General features: G+C 67.6%; 13 protein-coding genes. 6 read left to right on the top strand and 7 right to left on the bottom strand.

Annotated elements, in window-relative coordinates; genetic code table 11:
• The first annotated feature begins 34 nt into the window (after positions 1-34).
• Genes V7060_RS07840 through V7060_RS07860 form a run of 5 tightly spaced genes read left to right on the top strand, consistent with a single transcriptional unit; the run spans position 35 to position 6,175 of the window.
• Positions 35-1,309 (top strand): O-antigen ligase family protein, encoded by a 1,275-nt coding sequence (locus tag V7060_RS07840; protein ID WP_334178689.1) that lies wholly within the window; start codon positions 35-37, stop codon positions 1,307-1,309.
• Positions 1,310-1,360: 51 nt separating this feature from the next.
• A complete protein-coding gene (locus V7060_RS07845; protein WP_334178690.1) occupies positions 1,361-2,551 on the top strand; it encodes a glycosyltransferase in 1,191 nt (396 codons plus the stop codon).
• Positions 2,551-3,738: a GNAT family N-acetyltransferase gene (locus tag V7060_RS07850; protein ID WP_334178691.1), complete on the top strand. Its 1,188-nt coding sequence runs from the start codon at positions 2,551-2,553 to the stop codon at positions 3,736-3,738. Before V7060_RS07845 ends, V7060_RS07850 begins: the two co-directional genes overlap by 1 nt.
• A gap of 2 nt (positions 3,739-3,740) precedes the next feature.
• Positions 3,741-4,958 carry a glycosyltransferase family 4 protein gene (locus tag V7060_RS07855; RefSeq protein ID WP_334178692.1) on the top strand — a complete coding sequence of 406 codons (1,218 nt, stop codon included), beginning with the start codon at positions 3,741-3,743 and terminating at the stop codon, positions 4,956-4,958.
• Complete coding sequence (locus V7060_RS07860) at positions 4,955-6,175, top strand: pyridoxal-dependent decarboxylase, exosortase A system-associated (protein ID WP_334178693.1); 1,221 nt, start codon at positions 4,955-4,957, stop codon at positions 6,173-6,175. Before V7060_RS07855 ends, V7060_RS07860 begins: the two co-directional genes overlap by 4 nt.
• A gap of 53 nt (positions 6,176-6,228) precedes the next feature.
• On the opposite strand, the gene V7060_RS07865 is transcribed toward V7060_RS07860, so the two are convergent.
• The 7 genes from V7060_RS07865 to tviB form a co-directional block, all read right to left on the bottom strand.
• Positions 6,229-7,059, bottom strand: coding sequence for an acyltransferase (locus tag V7060_RS07865; RefSeq protein ID WP_334178694.1), 831 nt, complete (start codon positions 7,057-7,059; stop codon positions 6,229-6,231).
• Positions 7,056-8,360, bottom strand: a complete 1,305-nt coding sequence (locus V7060_RS07870; protein WP_334178695.1) for a hypothetical protein — start codon at positions 8,358-8,360, stop codon at positions 7,056-7,058. The genes V7060_RS07865 and V7060_RS07870 overlap by 4 nt, the downstream gene beginning before the upstream one ends.
• A gap of 22 nt (positions 8,361-8,382) precedes the next feature.
• A complete protein-coding gene (locus tag V7060_RS07875) occupies positions 8,383-9,126 on the bottom strand; it encodes a polysaccharide biosynthesis protein (protein ID WP_334178696.1) in 744 nt (247 codons plus the stop codon).
• A 40-nt stretch (positions 9,127-9,166) separates the two neighbouring features.
• Positions 9,167-10,756: an XrtA system polysaccharide chain length determinant gene (locus V7060_RS07880; protein ID WP_334178697.1), complete on the bottom strand. Its 1,590-nt coding sequence runs from the start codon at positions 10,754-10,756 to the stop codon at positions 9,167-9,169.
• Positions 10,756-11,382 carry an XrtA/PEP-CTERM system exopolysaccharide export protein gene (locus V7060_RS07885; RefSeq protein ID WP_334178698.1) on the bottom strand — a complete coding sequence of 209 codons (627 nt, stop codon included), beginning with the start codon at positions 11,380-11,382 and terminating at the stop codon, positions 10,756-10,758. The genes V7060_RS07880 and V7060_RS07885 overlap by 1 nt, the downstream gene beginning before the upstream one ends.
• Before the next feature lie 84 nt (positions 11,383-11,466).
• Positions 11,467-12,474 carry an NAD-dependent epimerase gene (locus V7060_RS07890; protein ID WP_334178699.1) on the bottom strand — a complete coding sequence of 336 codons (1,008 nt, stop codon included), beginning with the start codon at positions 12,472-12,474 and terminating at the stop codon, positions 11,467-11,469.
• 26 nt (positions 12,475-12,500) lie between these two features.
• Positions 12,501-13,778 carry a Vi polysaccharide biosynthesis UDP-N-acetylglucosamine C-6 dehydrogenase TviB gene (gene tviB / locus V7060_RS07895; protein WP_334178700.1) on the bottom strand — a complete coding sequence of 426 codons (1,278 nt, stop codon included), beginning with the start codon at positions 13,776-13,778 and terminating at the stop codon, positions 12,501-12,503.
• Positions 13,779-14,003: 225 nt separating this feature from the next.
• Here tviB and galE point away from each other — a divergent pair, with 225 nt between their 5' ends.
• Complete coding sequence (gene galE, locus V7060_RS07900) at positions 14,004-15,020, top strand: UDP-glucose 4-epimerase GalE (protein ID WP_334178701.1); 1,017 nt, start codon at positions 14,004-14,006, stop codon at positions 15,018-15,020.
• The last annotated feature ends 165 nt before the right edge of the window (positions 15,021-15,185 follow it).

The raw sequence follows: 15,185 nt of genomic DNA on the forward strand, positions 1-15,185 counted from the left end.
GGCGCCGCGTGCGACGCCTGCGGGGGACATGCCGATGATGATGTTCGTCTTCGTGCTGATCTACCTGATGCTGGTGCTGCTGAGGCCGCAGGACTATCCGCAGATGGCGGGTTTCGGCATTCCGATCCTGCCGCTGGCCATGGTGTCTGCGGCGATCGCGTGGGTGTTTTCGCGCGAGAAGCGATTCAACGCCCCGCAGTATCTCCTGCTGCCGCTGTTCCTGGTGGCCCTGTTCCTCTCCCTGGCCGTTACGGGATGGATCGGCGGCGCGCGCATCGCGGCCGTGGATTTTCTGCCCTGCGTGATCTCGTTCTTCCTGCTGGCCAACGCCGTCAACCGGCCGTCCTACACGCGGGTGATCATGACGGTGATCGTGCTGTGCGCCTTCGTGCTGGCCGTGCACGGCGTGCAGCAGGCGTCCTCCGGGGTGGGATGGACGGGCCAGACCACGGTGGAGGACGGCCGCATCCAGTACGTGGGCATCTTCAGCGATCCCAACGACCTGGGCATGTTGTTCGTCATCTCGATTCCCATGGCGGTCTACCTGGGCAGCCGTGGCGGCTTCCTCGGCATGCGGCGGCTGTTCTGGTTCTGTGGATGCCTGCTCCTGTGCTACGGCATCTACCTGACGAATTCGCGCGGCTCGTTCCTCGCCGTGGTGACGATGACGGCGGTCTACATCTGGATCCAGCGTGGCCGGGTGTGGGCGGCCATGCTGGGCGCGGGCGCGCTGGTGCTGCTGCGGCTGATGCCCTCGCGGCTGGACCAGCTGAACGTGCAGGAATCGTCGGCATCCGGTCGCATCGATGCGTGGTACGAAGGCATGCAGATGTTCATCACCCATCCCCTGCTGGGCGTGGGTGCCGGACAGTTCACCCAGCACCACTACCTGACCGCGCACAACTCCATCATCCTGGTGCTGGCGGAGACCGGCATCATCGGGTTCGCGTTGTGGTTCGCCTTCATCGGCTACGGCTTCTGGATGATGTACCGCATCGTCCGTTTCGAACCCGAGTTCGAGGACGAGGACGATATTCTTGAGTGGCAGGATGCGAGGACCATCGCATTGGCCCTGCTGGTGGCGTTGTCGGGATTCTTCGCCGCGGCCTTCTTCCTCAGCCGCAGCTACGTGATCCTGCTTTACCTGCTGTCCGCCCTTGTCGTGGCGCACCATTCCAATGTTCTGGCCCGATTTCCCGCGCTTGGAGAGTTGCGTCTGGGCAACCACGTGCTGCGCTGGATCGTGTTGACGCTGGGTGCCGTGGCCTGCTTCTACGTCGTGCTGAAGGTTCTGCTGGCCATGGGGTGACCCGCGGCCATGGCCTCGGATCGGGACGGATTGCGTTCAACAGGATTGATGATGCCCCGAATAGCTCTCGTTACCCCGATCCTGCCCGTGCCCCACGACCAGACGCGGGGGCGCTACATCCATGAAACGGCGCGTGCGCTTTCGCAGCTTGCACGGGTGCGCGTGTTCTTCCAGCAGGCGAGTTATCCCCGCGTCCCCGGCCTGTCGCCGCGCAGCTTCCTGCGTGGCGAGGTGGGGGCGGACTACGCGCTCGACGGGATCGATGTCGAGGCCTACACGTATCCCGCGTTGCCGGGCATATCGCGCGCCACCAACGGCTGGATGGCCAGCCGGGCGCTGGTGCCGCGGCTGCGTCGTTTCGAGCCGGACCTCGTGCTGGCCTACTGGGTATATCCGGATGGGTTCGCGGCCAAGCGGGCGGCCCGGCGCATCGGCGTGCCCTGCATCGTCGGTGCGCGCGGTTCGGACATCCATGTGCGCTCGGGCCTCAACGCCTACATGACCCGTCGCACGCTGCACGGCCTGGATGCGATGCTGACCGTCAGCAGCGCGATGCGCGATACCGCCATCGCCGCGTTCGGCGCCGATCCCGAGCGCGTGCATCCGATCGTCAATGGCATCGATACGGACGTGTTCCATCCACGCGACCGTCGGGCCATGCGCGCGAAGCTGGGAGTGCCCGAGGATGCGCGGCTGATCGCCTATGTCGGTCGCTTCGTCGAAGCCAAGGGCATGCGCGAACTGCTGCAGGCCTTCCAGTCGTTGGCCGCGGGCGACCCGCTGCTGCGCCTGGCGCTGATCGGCGACGGTGTGATGCGCGAAGAACTGGCTGGCCTGGTACAGGCCACCGGCCTGGGCGGGCGCGTCACCATGACCGGCGGACTGGAGCCGGTGCAGGTCGCCGAGTGGATCGGTGCGTCCGACGTGCTGACGCTGCCCAGCTGGTCGGAGGGCTACCCCAATGTCGTCGTCGAGGGGATCGCCTGCGGCCGGCCCGTCGTGGCTACCGCCGTGGGCGGTACCGGCGAAATCATCACGGCAGGCAACGGCATCATGGTGCCGCCGCGGGATGCGGCGGCACTCGAGCGCGGCCTGGCCGATGCGCTGGCCAGGACATGGGATGCCGATGCGCTGTCGGCCTCGGTGAGCCGCGGCTGGGACGATGTCGCGGCGGATACGCTGGCCGTCTGCAGGCAGGTGTTGGCGGTGCGCGGCGGCGACGTGTGCCTGGGTCGCGCCTGATGGCGGGGGCCGTGGGCGTGGCGCCGCGAATGGCGGGCGACGCGCGGGGGGAATGGCGGAGGCTGGCGGACTATCCGGATCTTGCCGATGACTGGAGGCGCCTGCAGGCGCAGGCCGACGGCACGCCGTTCACGCACTGGTACTGGATATCGACCTGGCTGGAGCAACTGCCGGCGCAGATCGCGCCGCGCGTCTGCCGTATCGAGGACAGCCAGGGACTGCTGGCATTGGCGCTGGCGGTCGACGCACCGGAACAGGGCAAGGGCCGGTTCTTCGGGCGGCATTCGCTGCGGCTGCAGGAAACCGGCATCGAAGCCGTGGACGAGATCAGCATCGAGTACTCGGGCCTGCTGGTGAGGCGCGGCGGCGAAGTCGCCGCCTACGCGGCCCTGTTCCGCGCCCTCGAAAGCAACTGGGAAGGGTGGCGGCGCTTCCGCATCACCGCCACCAGCCACGGACCGCATATCGCCTCCGCGCTGCCCGCCGGCCTGCACTGCTATTGCGTGCTCAGCCAGCCCTGTTGCCGGGTCGACCTGGACTGGTTGCGGGACAGCGGCAAGGGTTACGTCGACTCGCTGAAGCGCAACTTCCGCCATCACCTGCGGCAGAGCCTGCGTGCTTACGAGGCGCACGGCGCCCTGAGGGTCGAGTTGGCCGGCAGCGTCGAACAGGCACTGGCGTGGCTGGACGAACTGCGCGCGCTGCACGAACGCCGATGGCGGTCGAAGGGGCAGGAGGGTTCGTTCTCCGGCGACTTCTTCCATGCCTTCCACCAGGCGCTGGTGCGGAAAGGCATGGACGATGGCTACATCCGGCTGACCCGGGTCAGTGCGGGCCCGCTGGTCGTGGGGTATCTGTACAACCTGCACTGGCGCGGCACGGTGTATTTCTACAACTGCGGGCTGAACTATGGCGCGCTGCCGCGCTACGACAGTCCGGGTTCGGTCGCCCTGGCCACCTGCATCCAGCATTGCCTGGACGAGGGGCTGCAGGCGTTCGACTTCCTGGCCGGCGCGCAGCCCTACAAGCGCCGGCTTTCGCATGAGGCACGCACGCTGGAGTGGATCGACGTGCGGCGACCCGGACTGGCGCACGACAGCGAACGCATGATCGCGCAGGCGCTGGGTACCGGTACCTTCGGCATTCCCCTGGCGCGCCAAGCGCCGCTTACTTCATCCGGCGAGTGAACATGGAAACCCCCGTCAAGCGCGTGCTCTACCACCACCGCACCCAGGGCAAGGCCGTGGAAGGCGTGCACATCCGTGGCGTCACCGATGCGTTGCGGGCCGAAGGCGTGACCGTGGACATCATCTCCGTCCCGGGCGCGGACCCGTACTCTTCGCCCAAGGCCATGTCGCCGACGAAGCAGGCGCGGCCGTGGATGGGCGTGGTCAACAAGCTGCCGGAGCCGTTGTTCGAACTGGTCGAGGTGGCCTACAACCTGATCGCCGGCTGGCGGCTGCTCGCCTACCTTCGCCAGCATCCGGACCTGGATTTCATCTACGAGCGCTATTCGCTCTTCATGTTCCTGCCGACCTGGCTGGCGCGGAAACGCGGCGTGCCGATGATCATGGAAGTGAACGACTCGGCGACCGTCGAGCGCGTCCGCCCGCTGTTCTTCAAGCGGCTGGCGATGGCGATCGAGCGCTGGACCTTCCGCCATGCCGACGGGCTGGTCTTCGTGTCGTCGGTCTTCCGCGATCGCGCGCTCGCGGCGCATGCCGTGCTGGCACCCACGATCATCACGCCCAACGCCGCCAACATCGACAAGTTCACCTTCACCCAGGCCCAGCGCGACGATGCGCGCCGTCACTACGGGCTGGAGGGCCATGTGGTCTGCGGCTACCTGGGCGCGTTCGTCCCGTGGCATGCCATCGACCGCTTCGTCCACCAGATCGCCGATCGTCTGGAGGAGGCGCCGCACCTCAAGCTGCTGCTGGTGGGCGACGGCTCGACCTATCCGGCGCTGCGTGCATTCGTCGAGGAACGAGGCCTGTCCGACCGCGTGGTGCTGACGGGGCGGGTGCCGCACGACGCGGTACCGGGCCTGCTCGCGGCGATGGACATGGCCGTGCTGCCGAGCGCGGGCGACTATACCTCGCCGGTGAAGCTGTTCGAGTTCATGGCATGCGGCGTGGCGCCGGTGGCGCCGGACTTCGAGCCCATTCGCGAAGTGCTGGAAGAAGGCACGACGGGCTGGATGTTCCCGGCCGGTGACATGGAAGCGGCGGTGGAAAGTGTGCTGAAGTACAGCCAGGACGCGCAGGCGTTGCAGCGCGTGGGGGCCAACGCCCGCGCCTACATCACCCGCCACCGCCAATGGCGCAACAACATCCTGCAACTGGTCGAGTTCCACCAGGCGATCGGACAGGGCTCCACCGGACAGACGGACATCCGCACCGCATGAATGCATCGACTCCCAGCTGGGACTGGCCACGCGACGCCACCGGCGAAATCCTCATCGGCGGACAACCGCTGACGCGCGTCGTCAACGCCATCGGCAGCACGCCTTGCTATATCTACGATCGCCAGCGCCTGGCCGAGCGCGCGCGCACGCTTCGCGCCGCACTGCCGGAAGCGGTGCTGTTGCACTACGCGATGAAGGCCAATCCGATGCCGGCACTGGTCGGCCACATGGCGCGCCTGGTCGATGGCCTCGACGTGGCATCGGCCGGCGAACTGCGCGTTGCACTGGATACCGGCATGGCGCCGGAGCACATCAGCTTCGCCGGTCCCGGCAAGTCCGATGGCGAACTGCAGCAGGCGGTCGCTGCCGGCATCCTGGTGAATGTCGAATCGTTCCGTGAGATCAAGGTCCTGGCCGAGGCCGCGCAGCGGAACGGCGTGCCGGCGCGCGTGGCGGTACGGGTGAACCTGCCGTTCGAGCTGAAGGCGTCGGGCATGAAGATGAGCGGCGGCGCGCGCCAGTTCGGCGTCGATGCCGAGTGCGTCCCCCAGCTGCTGCGCGAGATCGCGGGCGCCGGGCTGGCATTCGAGGGCTTCCACATGTTCGCCGGTTCGCAGAACCTGCGGCACGCGGCCATTGTCGAGGCGCAGACCAAGTGCTACGAGCAGGCGCTGGAATGGCAGGACCTGCTGCCGGCACCGATCCGTAGCCTGAACCTGGGTGGCGGCTTCGGCATTCCGTATTCGCCCGGCGAAGCGGCGCTGGACGCCACGCCGGTGATGGACAACCTGGTGGCGCTGTCGGACCGGTTGCTGCGGGATCTGCCGGGCGCCCACATCGTGATCGAACTGGGGCGCTATCTGGTCGGCGAGGCCGGCATCTACGTCGCGCGCGTGATCGACCGCAAGATCTCGCGCGGCCAGGTGTTCCTGGTGGTCGATGGCGGCATGCACCACCACCTGGCGGCGTCGGGCAACTTCGGCCAGGTGATCCGCCGCAACTATCCGGTCGCGGTCAACGGCCGACGCGGCGAGCGCGAAACGGCCAACGTGGTCGGTCCCCTGTGCACGCCGCTGGATCTGCTGGCCGACCGCATGGAACTGGACGTGGCCGAGCCGGGTGACCTGGTGGTCGTCTTCCAGTCGGGCGCCTATGGCCGAAGCGCCAGTCCGCGCGCCTTCCTCAGTCATCCGGAAGCGGTCGAAGCGCTGGTCTGACGGACCGGCGCTTTTTCACCGATACCCGCGATGGACGCTTGCCGCCAGCCGGTTCAGCCGCCGGCGGCCGCGCTGCCGGTCGTCGGCGATGCTGTCGCGATGTCGGGCTTGGCGGCCACCGCCGATTTGGCGGCCGGCGCCAGATGGGCGCGATCGGGCGGCGGCGTCAGCGTGCCGATGCGCCGGGCCGGATTGCCGGCGACCACGGTATAGGGGGCGACCACGCCCGACAGCACCGAGTGCGCGGAGACGATGCTGCCCTCGCCGATGTCGCTGCCCGGCAGGATCAGCACGTGCGAACCGATCCAGACGTTGTCGTGGATGACGATCGGCTTGACGTCGGCCTCGTCCGGCGGCGCGCCGGCGGCGCGCCGGGCCGGGTCGGCGGGATGGCCGCCGGAATCACGGATGGTGACGGCGCCGGCGATCTCCACGTGCGCACCGATCCTCACTTCCTTGCCGACCACGAGGCGGCAGTCGTGTGCGATGTCGGTGTGGTGGCCGATCTCCAGCCGCGGGCGCTTGGCGAAGCGCGCGGCGAAATTGATCGACAGCTTGCCGCTGATGCGCACGTGGTCGCCGACGATCATGTCGCCCTTGCCCTGTACCCACGGCACGTAGATGCCGGTGGTGACGCCCTTGCCGACACGGGTGCAGTACGCCTTGAACAGCGGTTCGGCGATGAAGGCGCGGCGGATGAAGAAGATCAGGCCGCGACCGGCCAGGAACAGCCACAGGTAGGGCAGCACCACGACCCGCGGGGCCGGCAGGGTGAACCCGCGCAGGCCGCGACGGGTGTTGCGCAGGGTCGCTGCGAACGGGTGCTCCGACGTGGCGATCCACTGCCGCATCGACGGCTTCGCCGCCTTGTGCTCGTTGCTCATCGGTTGTTGTAGGCGATGCTGAGGTAGATCACATTCTGCTTGAAGTCGCCGGTCGCGCTCGCGCTGCTGCGCTCATACCGGTTGTACTGGAGCGAAGAAGACCAGTGGCGCGACCACTGCTTCTCCAGTCCGAGCGAATACAGCCGGTTGTGCTCGAGGCGCGGCGCCGGCGGGGCCGCTTCCGTACGGTCCCGCGAGACAGCCCCGCGGATCGTCAGCGAGGGCCGCAGGCGATAGCTGGCTTCAGCGGTGACGCCGCGGCTTTCCTCGTTGGACGCACCCGGATCGACATAGTCGATCTTCTGCGTGTTGCCCGAGATCGAATAGACCGCGCGGACGCCGGTGTATTCGTAGCCGACGATCACGCCACGCTGCTCATACGCGGAAGGCGTGATGGTGGCGCGACCGGTGAGGACCGAACCGGGGATGCCCGGGTCCGCGCCGGCAATGGCGCTGAGCGCGCTGGTTGCGGCGTCGGAGAACTGGTTGGCGGCATTCACGCTGAAGCGGCTGCGCTCGCTCATCCGCCAGCCCAGTTCGGCGCGCAACAGCGGATTGTTGCGGGTCTGGCCATCCTTGTAGTCGAGGCGCGCATAGCCGGCGTCCAGCAGCATGTCGATGCGGTTGAGCCGACGGCTGTAACTGGCGTAGGCCTCGTACCGCTTGTGGTCGCGCGCGAACAGGTCGTTGTCGAAATCGACATCCTGCGCCTGCAGGTTGAGGGACACCGAACTCGTCGCGTCGAGGTCCTTGACCATCCGCAGCGCAGCCGCGATGCGGTCGGAGTTGAAATCCTGGGTCACCGCGGCATGGCTGTTGATGAACCGAAGCTCGGCGCGGCCCCGCAGCGTGTCGCCCATGCGGAAATGGAAGTCCGGACCGAGCGACAGGACATTGATCTGCTGGCGGTTGTTTGGCGAGTCCGGCTCGAAGCGGTCGATGGTCTGCACGCCATAGCTGTCTTCCACGACAAGGCCGAGGCGATCGGGAACCACCATCCAGTTCAGGCGCCCGTCCAGCATGCGGTCGGTCGCGTTCGCGTAGATGTCTTCGTAGCGGCGGTGGTCGAAGCGACCGCTGATCCTCGCCTGCACGGCGGACGAATCCTGCGTGATGGCGAAACCAAGCCCGGCGCGAAGGATGTTCTGCTCGACCGGGTCGGTCTCGGACAGCGTCACGTTGTCGTCGCGCTCGATGCCGGCGTCGAGCGTGTAGTCGATGCGCACGGCGTGCGCCGTGATCGGCAGGGCAGCCGCGATCGCGGTGGCGATCAGCGTCGTGCGACGGGAATGCCGGATCATGCGGACTCTCCGATGGCTACGTTCATTGGATGTCGTTGAAGACGACGCCGGCCAGCTTCTCGGGTTCGAAGTTCGCGGCGGCCTTCTCGATCTGCTCGGTGGTCACCCGGCCGTAGCCGGCCACCAGCACGACGAGGTCGGCCAGGTCCGACAGGATGCGCGCATCGGGCGACTTGAGCACGGGCGGGCTGTCCAGCACCAGGTACCGGTTGCCATGCGTGCTGCGCAGGGAATCGACCAGGCTGCGCATGCGCAGCGACGAGAACGATTCGCCGGTGATCTCGCGGACGCCGCCGGTCGGCACCAGGTACATGCGCGGCAGTACCGTCCGGTACTGCACCGGTGCCATGTCGTTGATGCGACCGTCCAGGTAGTCCATCAGTCCGCCGTCGGCGGCATCCACGCCGAGCGCGCCATGCTGGGCCGGGCGCAGGGCGTCGCAGTCGATCAGGGTCGCGGTCTTGGTTTCGTCGAAGGCGAACGCCGCGGCGAGGTTACGGGCCACGAAACTGGCCCCGCAACCCGGTACGACGGGCGCCACGAGGGTGACGAAGTTGCGGTCTCCACCGAGGGCGAGCAGGCGCGTGCGCAGATCCCGGAAGGCATCCGCCTGCAGGCGCGTGGAGTCGTTGCGGTGGATGAGCCGGCGGTCCTCGAGGGCGCGCGGACTCAGCAACTGGGGCTCCGTGGCGCGCGCGATGGAGCGCGCCGCGGAGGGATTGACGTCGTCTGCGCCATCGGTGCGCGGGTTTGCGTTGGTGTTCATCATGTCTTCCTGGCGACGGCTCTCGTGCACGGGCATGGCATCAGGCGCTGGTGAGCTTGAAGGCGAATACCAGGGCGTACACGACGAACACGCCGCAGACCATCGCCGCGCTGGCCATCAGCCTCAACGACTGGCGGCGACGTTCTTTCGGGGTGAGGTAGGTGGGGATCACGGTCAGCAGGGGATAGGCGGTCTTCTGCGTGATCTGGCGGGCCACGCGCACGCGCGGGTCGAAGCGCACCAGCAGGAAGATCAGGCCCAGCGGCAATGCCACCGCAAACGCGAAGCCCGCCGCCGCGATGTGCATGAAGCGGAGTCCGCTGGGACGCAGCGGCATCGTGGCGGGATCCTGGACGCGCAGCGTCAGGCCACGGTTTTCCTGGTCCAGTCCCATCGACACGCGGGCGTTCTCGCGACGGCGCAGCAGGTCCTGGTAGATCTCGCGGTTGACCTCGTAGTCGCGCGTGAGTTCGGCCAGTGCGCTTTCCGATTCGGCGATCCGGCGGCTGCGGTCCAGTTCCGCGCCCAGCATCGATTCGGCGATGCCCATGCGCGACCGTGTCGCCGCGGCCTCGTGGCGGGCCTGCGACTGCTGGCTGCGCAGTTCGTTGTACAGCGGATTGAGCTGCGCATCCTCCGAGGCCAGTACACCGGACGAAGGCTGCTGGCGGCGCTCCTGCTCCTGTGCGATGGCGCGCTGGACGTCTTCGATCTGGTGGCGCACGCGCACCACGTCGGGGTGGCGCTCGGTGAAGTTCAGCATCAACCGGTCGAGTTCGGAGCGCAGCTCGATCAGCTGCGTGCGGTAGAGGCTCTCGCGGGTCTGCACGGCGGTGACGGCCGATTCGCCGGAGAGCTGGTCGGTGATGGCGGCGGCACGCGATTCCTGTTCAAGCAGCGACATCCGCGTCTGCTCGACCTGCGTGCGCAGCGAACTGATCCGGGTGTTCACGTCGGTGGCGCTGCCGGGCTGGGCGTCGGCATTGCGCGAGCGGTAGTCCTGGAGGTTCTTTTCCGCGTCGGTGAGCTTGCGGTGGTATTCCTGTACCTGCTTGTCGATGAACTCGTACGCCTCGCGGCTCTCGCGTTCCTTGGCGGCCAGCGCTTCCTGCATGAACAGCGTGCCGAAGGCTTCGGCAACGCGGTAGGCGCGCTCGGGATTCGTATCCCGGTAGCTGATCTGCACCAGGTCGTTGCGCGGGCTGCCGATGGTGGTGTTGTTGCGGATGTCCTCCATCAGCTTGTCCTGCGCGATCGGGCTGAGGTCCTTCTCGGTCCACTTGCCGACGGCCAGGATCTCCTGCAGCACCTTGCGGCTGTAGACGATCTGCCGTGCCATGCCGGCACGGTCGGCCACGCCCGTCGGCACGGCGCGCCCTTCCAGCAGGGGCTGGATGATGTCGCTGTCCTGGGCCAGGATCGTCGTGGAGGCGATGTAGTTGCGCGGAATCACCAGCAGGCCCACGACCAGCGTCAACAGGGTGATGGCGCTGAACGTCGCGGCGATGGCGAGCACCCGCTTGCGCGCTTCCTTCAGCAGGACGAACGCGAGCTCCTGCGGGGTCAGCTCGTCCGCCTTGCGTGCCTGTGCGGCGGTGCGCGGCGGGGGCAGTATCGTGTTGGAGCTCATCAGAACGTCCGCTCCGGGATCACGATGACGTCGCCGGGTGCCACGGTGTAGTTGGTCGACAGGTCGCCGCGGTTGAGGATGCGGTCCAGGCGCACCGGGTAGGTGGCGGTGGTCTCGTCCTTGTTCTTGCGGAACAGGTCGGAGCGGTCGGGCGCGGCGAACTCGTTGATGCCGCCGGCCGCCAGCACCGCGTCGAGCACGGTCATGCCCTGGCGGTAGGGGATCGAGATCGGCTGACGCACGGCGCCGGTGACGCGCACGCGCGAGAGGTACTCGTGGCTGCGCAATTCGGTCAGGATCACGGCCACCTGCGGGTCGCGCACGAAGTCGGCCAGCTTCTTCTGGATGTCGCCCGCCACGTCGGCCGGCGTGCGGCCGCCGGCAGCCACGTCGCCCACCAGCGGCACGGAGATCATGCCGTCCGGACGCACCGGCACCGTGATGCCGAGTTCGGGGTTGCGCCAGACGGAGACCTGGACGATATCGTCCACGCCGATCAGGTAGTTGTCGACCGCGGCGCTGGCCTGCTGCGGTGGAGCGGACTTGCTGGTGGCGCTGCCGGAGGCGCAGCCGGCGAGCAGCAGCGCCAGCGCGGCGGCCAGAAGGCCGGCGAAAGTGCGGTTCATCGAACATCCCCTGATGTTGTTGCGGATTGCCTCATATAACGCAGGCGACGCCCGCGCCCGGCCATCACGCGCAGGGGACCGCGATCACACGCGGTAGAACTCCCGGTACCAGTCGACGAAGCGGCGCACGCCGGTTTCGATGGGCGTGGACGGCTGGTAGCCGGTATCCCGGCGCAGCGCTTCGACGTCGGCGCAGGTGTCGGGCACGTCGCCGGGCTGCATGGGCAGCAGGCGCTTCTCCGCCTTGCGGCCCAGGCAGTCTTCCAGCACCTCGATGTAGCGGAGCAGTTCGACGGGCTGGTGGTTGCCGATGTTGTAGACGCGCCACGGCGCGCTGGATGAACCGGGGTTCGGCAGCAGCGGATCGTAGGTCGGGTCGGGGCCGGGCACGGTGTCGAGCGTGCGGATCACGCCTTCGACGATGTCGTCGACGAAGGTGAAGTCGCGGGTATGGCGGCCGTGGTTGAACACATCGATGGGCTTGCCTTCGAGGATGCTCTTGGTGAACAGGAACAGCGCCATGTCCGGGCGCCCCCACGGGCCGTAGACGGTGAAGAAGCGCAGCCCGGTGGTCGGAAGCCCGAACAGGTGGCTGTAGGTATGCGCCATCAGCTCGTTGGCCTTCTTGGTGGCGGCGTACAGGCTGACCGGATGGTCGACGCTGTCCTCCACCGCGAACGGCAGCTTGCGGTTGGCCCCGTAGACGGAACTCGACGAGGCGTACACCAGGTGCTCGACGCCGCGGTGGCGGCACGCCTCGAGGATGTTGGTGAAGCCGACGATGTTGCTGTCGATGTAGGCGTGCGGGTTCTCCAGCGAATAGCGCACGCCGGCCTGCGCGGCCAGGTTCACCACGCGCTGCGGCTTGAAGTCGTCGAACGCGGCTTCCATCGCCGCGCGATCCTCCAGCGAGCCGCGGACGAAGCGGAACCCGTCCTTAGGCAGCAGCCGCGCGAGGCGGGCTTCCTTCAGGGTCGGGTCGTAGTAATCGTTGAGGTTGTCGTACCCCAGCACTTCGTCGCCACGGTCGAGCAGGCGATGGCTGAGATGGGAGCCGATGAAGCCGGCGGCACCGGTGACCAGGACGCGCATCAGGAAGTCTCGTGCAGGAGGGGCGGTTACAGGCAGTCGTCGACCGCGTCGCGGGGCAGGGTCCGCTTCACGTCGAAGACCACGGCGCCGGGCTTGCCGAGGGCGCGCACGCCGGCGGCGCCGCGTTCGGTGAATTCCCGGTGCGCGACCGCCAGGATGACCGCGTCGTAGTGGCCGGCCAGGGGTTCCGCCACCAGGTCCAGCCCGTACTCGTGGCGCGCCTCGTCCGCATCGACCCACGGGTCGTGCACGTCGACCTGCGCGTTGTAGCTGCGCAGCTCGTTCACGATGTCCACCACGCGCGTGTTGCGCACATCGGGACAGTTCTCCTTGAACGCCAGGCCCAGCACCAGCACTTTCGCACCCGCCGTCGGCAGGTTCTGCCGGGCCATCAGCTTGGCGACGCGGCGGGCCACGTGGCTGCCCATGCCGTCGTTGATGCGGCGTCCGGCCAGGATCACGTCCGGGTGGTAGCCGATCTGTTGCGCCTTGTGGGTCAGGTAGTACGGGTCCACGCCGATGCAGTGGCCACCGACCAGGCCGGGACGGAACGGCAGGAAGTTCCATTTGGTGCCGGCGGCTTCGAGCACCTCGTGGGTGTCGATGCCGAGGCGGTGGAAGATCAGCGCCAGTTCGTTGATCAGCGCGATGTTGACGTCGCGCTGGGTGTTCTCGATGACCTTGGCCGCCTCGGCCACGCGGATGCTGCTGGCCTTGTGCGTGCCGGCGGTGATGATGCTGCCGTACAGCGCGTCGACGAAGTCGGCGACCTCGACGGTCGAGCCGGAGGTGACCTTCATGATGGTTTCCAGGCGGTGCTGCTTGTCGCCGGGATTGATCCGCTCGGGGCTATAGCCGGCGTAGAAATCCTGGTTGAAGCGCAGGCCGGATTCGCGCTCGATGATCGGGACGCAGGTTTCCTCGGTGGCGCCCGGGTACACGGTCGACTCGTAGATGGCGACCGCGCCCTTGCCTATCGCGCGGCCGACGGTGCGGCTGGCGGACTCCAGCGGATGCAGGTCGGGCCGCTTGTAGTCGTCGATCGGCGTGGGGACGGTGACGATGAACACGTTGCAGCCGGCCAGCGAAGCGGGATCGTCGCTGAAATCCAGTTGCGGCGTGTCGCGCAGCTCGTCCGCGCTGACTTCCAGCGTGTGGTCCTGGTGACTCCGCAGTTCCGCTACCCGCTTGCGGTTGATGTCGAAGCCGAGGGTGGGGAACTTGCGGCCGAAGGCGACGGCCAGTGGCAGCCCGACGTACCCCAGTCCGATCACGGCGATCCTGACCTGGTCCAGGGTGGGCAATGGAGCGTTTGTCAAAGGGGGTCCCCTGCGTGCTGCGATATGGAGAGTCTATAGGGCGGCGTGGTGCGGGGGTGTTACGTCCCGAGCCTGGTATCGAGTCGATGAACGTGCAATGGCGCGCCCAGAGGACAGCACGCCGCGATGACCTGATCGGGACGCCGCTTGCGTACCATGGTCATGACCGGCCACCTGCACGGGTGGACGACCAGCGACCGGGGAGTCGACATGCGGATCCTGTTGTGCGGTGGCGCGGGCTATATCGGCGCGCATACCTACGTGGTGCTCGTCGAGCGGGGCCACGATGTCGTGGTGGCCGACAATTTCAGCAACAGCTCTCCCGGTGTGCTGGCCCGCCTGCAGCAGATCACCGGGCGTCCGGTACCGTTCCAGCCGCTGGACCTGCGCGATCGCGAAGCGGTGGTGGAGTTCTTCGCGCGGCAACCGTTCGACGCCGTGGTCCACTTCGCCGCGCTGAAGTCGGTGGGCGAGTCGTGCGAGCGCCCGCTGGACTACTTCCACAACAACATCAGCGGCACGCTGAACCTGCTGCACGGCATGCAGGCGGCGGGCGTGAAGCGCCTGGTGTTCAGTTCCTCCGCGACCGTCTACGGCGACCCGGCCAGCGTGCCCGTCCGCGAGGACGCGCCCCTGCAGGTGACCAATCCCTATGGCCGCACGAAGCTGGTGATGGAGGAGCTCATCGGCGACCTGTGCCGCAGCGACCCCGGATTCCACGCCGCCAACCTGCGCTACTTCAATCCGGTCGGCGCGCATGAATCCGGTCTCATCGGCGAGGACCCGACCGGGATTCCCAACAACCTGATGCCGTACATCTGCCAGGTGGCGGTGGGTCGACGGGAGCACCTGAGCGTCTTCGGCGGCGACTGGCCGACGCCCGATGGCACGGGCGTGCGCGACTACATCCATGTGATGGATCTCGCACGCGCGCACGCGGATGCGCTGGATTTCCTGCAGCGCGAGCGCCGCAGCCTGACGGTCAACCTGGGCACCGGGCAGGGTGTCAGCGTGCTGCAACTGGTGAGCGCGTTCGCCGGCGCTGCCGGACGCGAGATTCCCTACCAGATCGTCGCCCGGCGCGCGGGTGACGTGGCCGAGGTCTACGCCGATCCCGCGCTGGCCAACGAGGTGCTGGGATGGCGTGCCGAACTGGGGGTCGATGCGATGTGTCGCGATGCCTGGCGCTGGCAGTCGCAGAACCCGCAGGGCTACCCGGCGGCCTGAGCAACGTCCCGAACGTGACCGGATTGGCATAAGCGCCCTGCGGCAGCGTGTCGCGGGCTGGCGGCAGGGGGGCGATTGGCCGAAAATCGGCCGACCCCACATCGCCTGGATCCGTTTGCCTTCCGACGCTGTGCGCACCTTGGCGGAACAGAACCGCGCTCGCTA

This window comes from Pseudoxanthomonas sp., assembly GCF_036845285.1.
Classification (GTDB): domain Bacteria; phylum Pseudomonadota; class Gammaproteobacteria; order Xanthomonadales; family Xanthomonadaceae; genus Pseudoxanthomonas_A.

What these genes read in the sequence shown, in the direction of transcription:
- V7060_RS07870 (WP_334178695.1), bottom strand. Translation starts at nt 8,360, where the DNA reads ATGATCCGGCATTCCCGTCGCACGACGCTGATCGCCACCGCGATCGCG.
- V7060_RS07845 (WP_334178690.1), top strand. Translation starts at nt 1,361, where the DNA reads ATGCCCCGAATAGCTCTCGTTACCCCGATCCTGCCCGTGCCCCACGAC.
- V7060_RS07860 (WP_334178693.1), top strand. Translation starts at nt 4,955, where the DNA reads ATGAATGCATCGACTCCCAGCTGGGACTGGCCACGCGACGCCACCGGC.
- V7060_RS07875 (WP_334178696.1), bottom strand. Translation starts at nt 9,126, where the DNA reads ATGAACACCAACGCAAACCCGCGCACCGATGGCGCAGACGACGTCAAT.
- V7060_RS07855 (WP_334178692.1), top strand. Translation starts at nt 3,741, where the DNA reads ATGGAAACCCCCGTCAAGCGCGTGCTCTACCACCACCGCACCCAGGGC.
- V7060_RS07885 (WP_334178698.1), bottom strand. Translation starts at nt 11,382, where the DNA reads ATGAACCGCACTTTCGCCGGCCTTCTGGCCGCCGCGCTGGCGCTGCTG.
- galE (WP_334178701.1), top strand. Translation starts at nt 14,004, where the DNA reads ATGCGGATCCTGTTGTGCGGTGGCGCGGGCTATATCGGCGCGCATACC.
- V7060_RS07890 (WP_334178699.1), bottom strand. Translation starts at nt 12,474, where the DNA reads ATGCGCGTCCTGGTCACCGGTGCCGCCGGCTTCATCGGCTCCCATCTC.
- V7060_RS07880 (WP_334178697.1), bottom strand. Translation starts at nt 10,756, where the DNA reads ATGAGCTCCAACACGATACTGCCCCCGCCGCGCACCGCCGCACAGGCA.
- V7060_RS07865 (WP_334178694.1), bottom strand. Translation starts at nt 7,059, where the DNA reads ATGAGCAACGAGCACAAGGCGGCGAAGCCGTCGATGCGGCAGTGGATC.
- V7060_RS07850 (WP_334178691.1), top strand. Translation starts at nt 2,551, where the DNA reads ATGGCGGGGGCCGTGGGCGTGGCGCCGCGAATGGCGGGCGACGCGCGG.
- V7060_RS07840 (WP_334178689.1), top strand. Translation starts at nt 35, where the DNA reads ATGATGATGTTCGTCTTCGTGCTGATCTACCTGATGCTGGTGCTGCTG.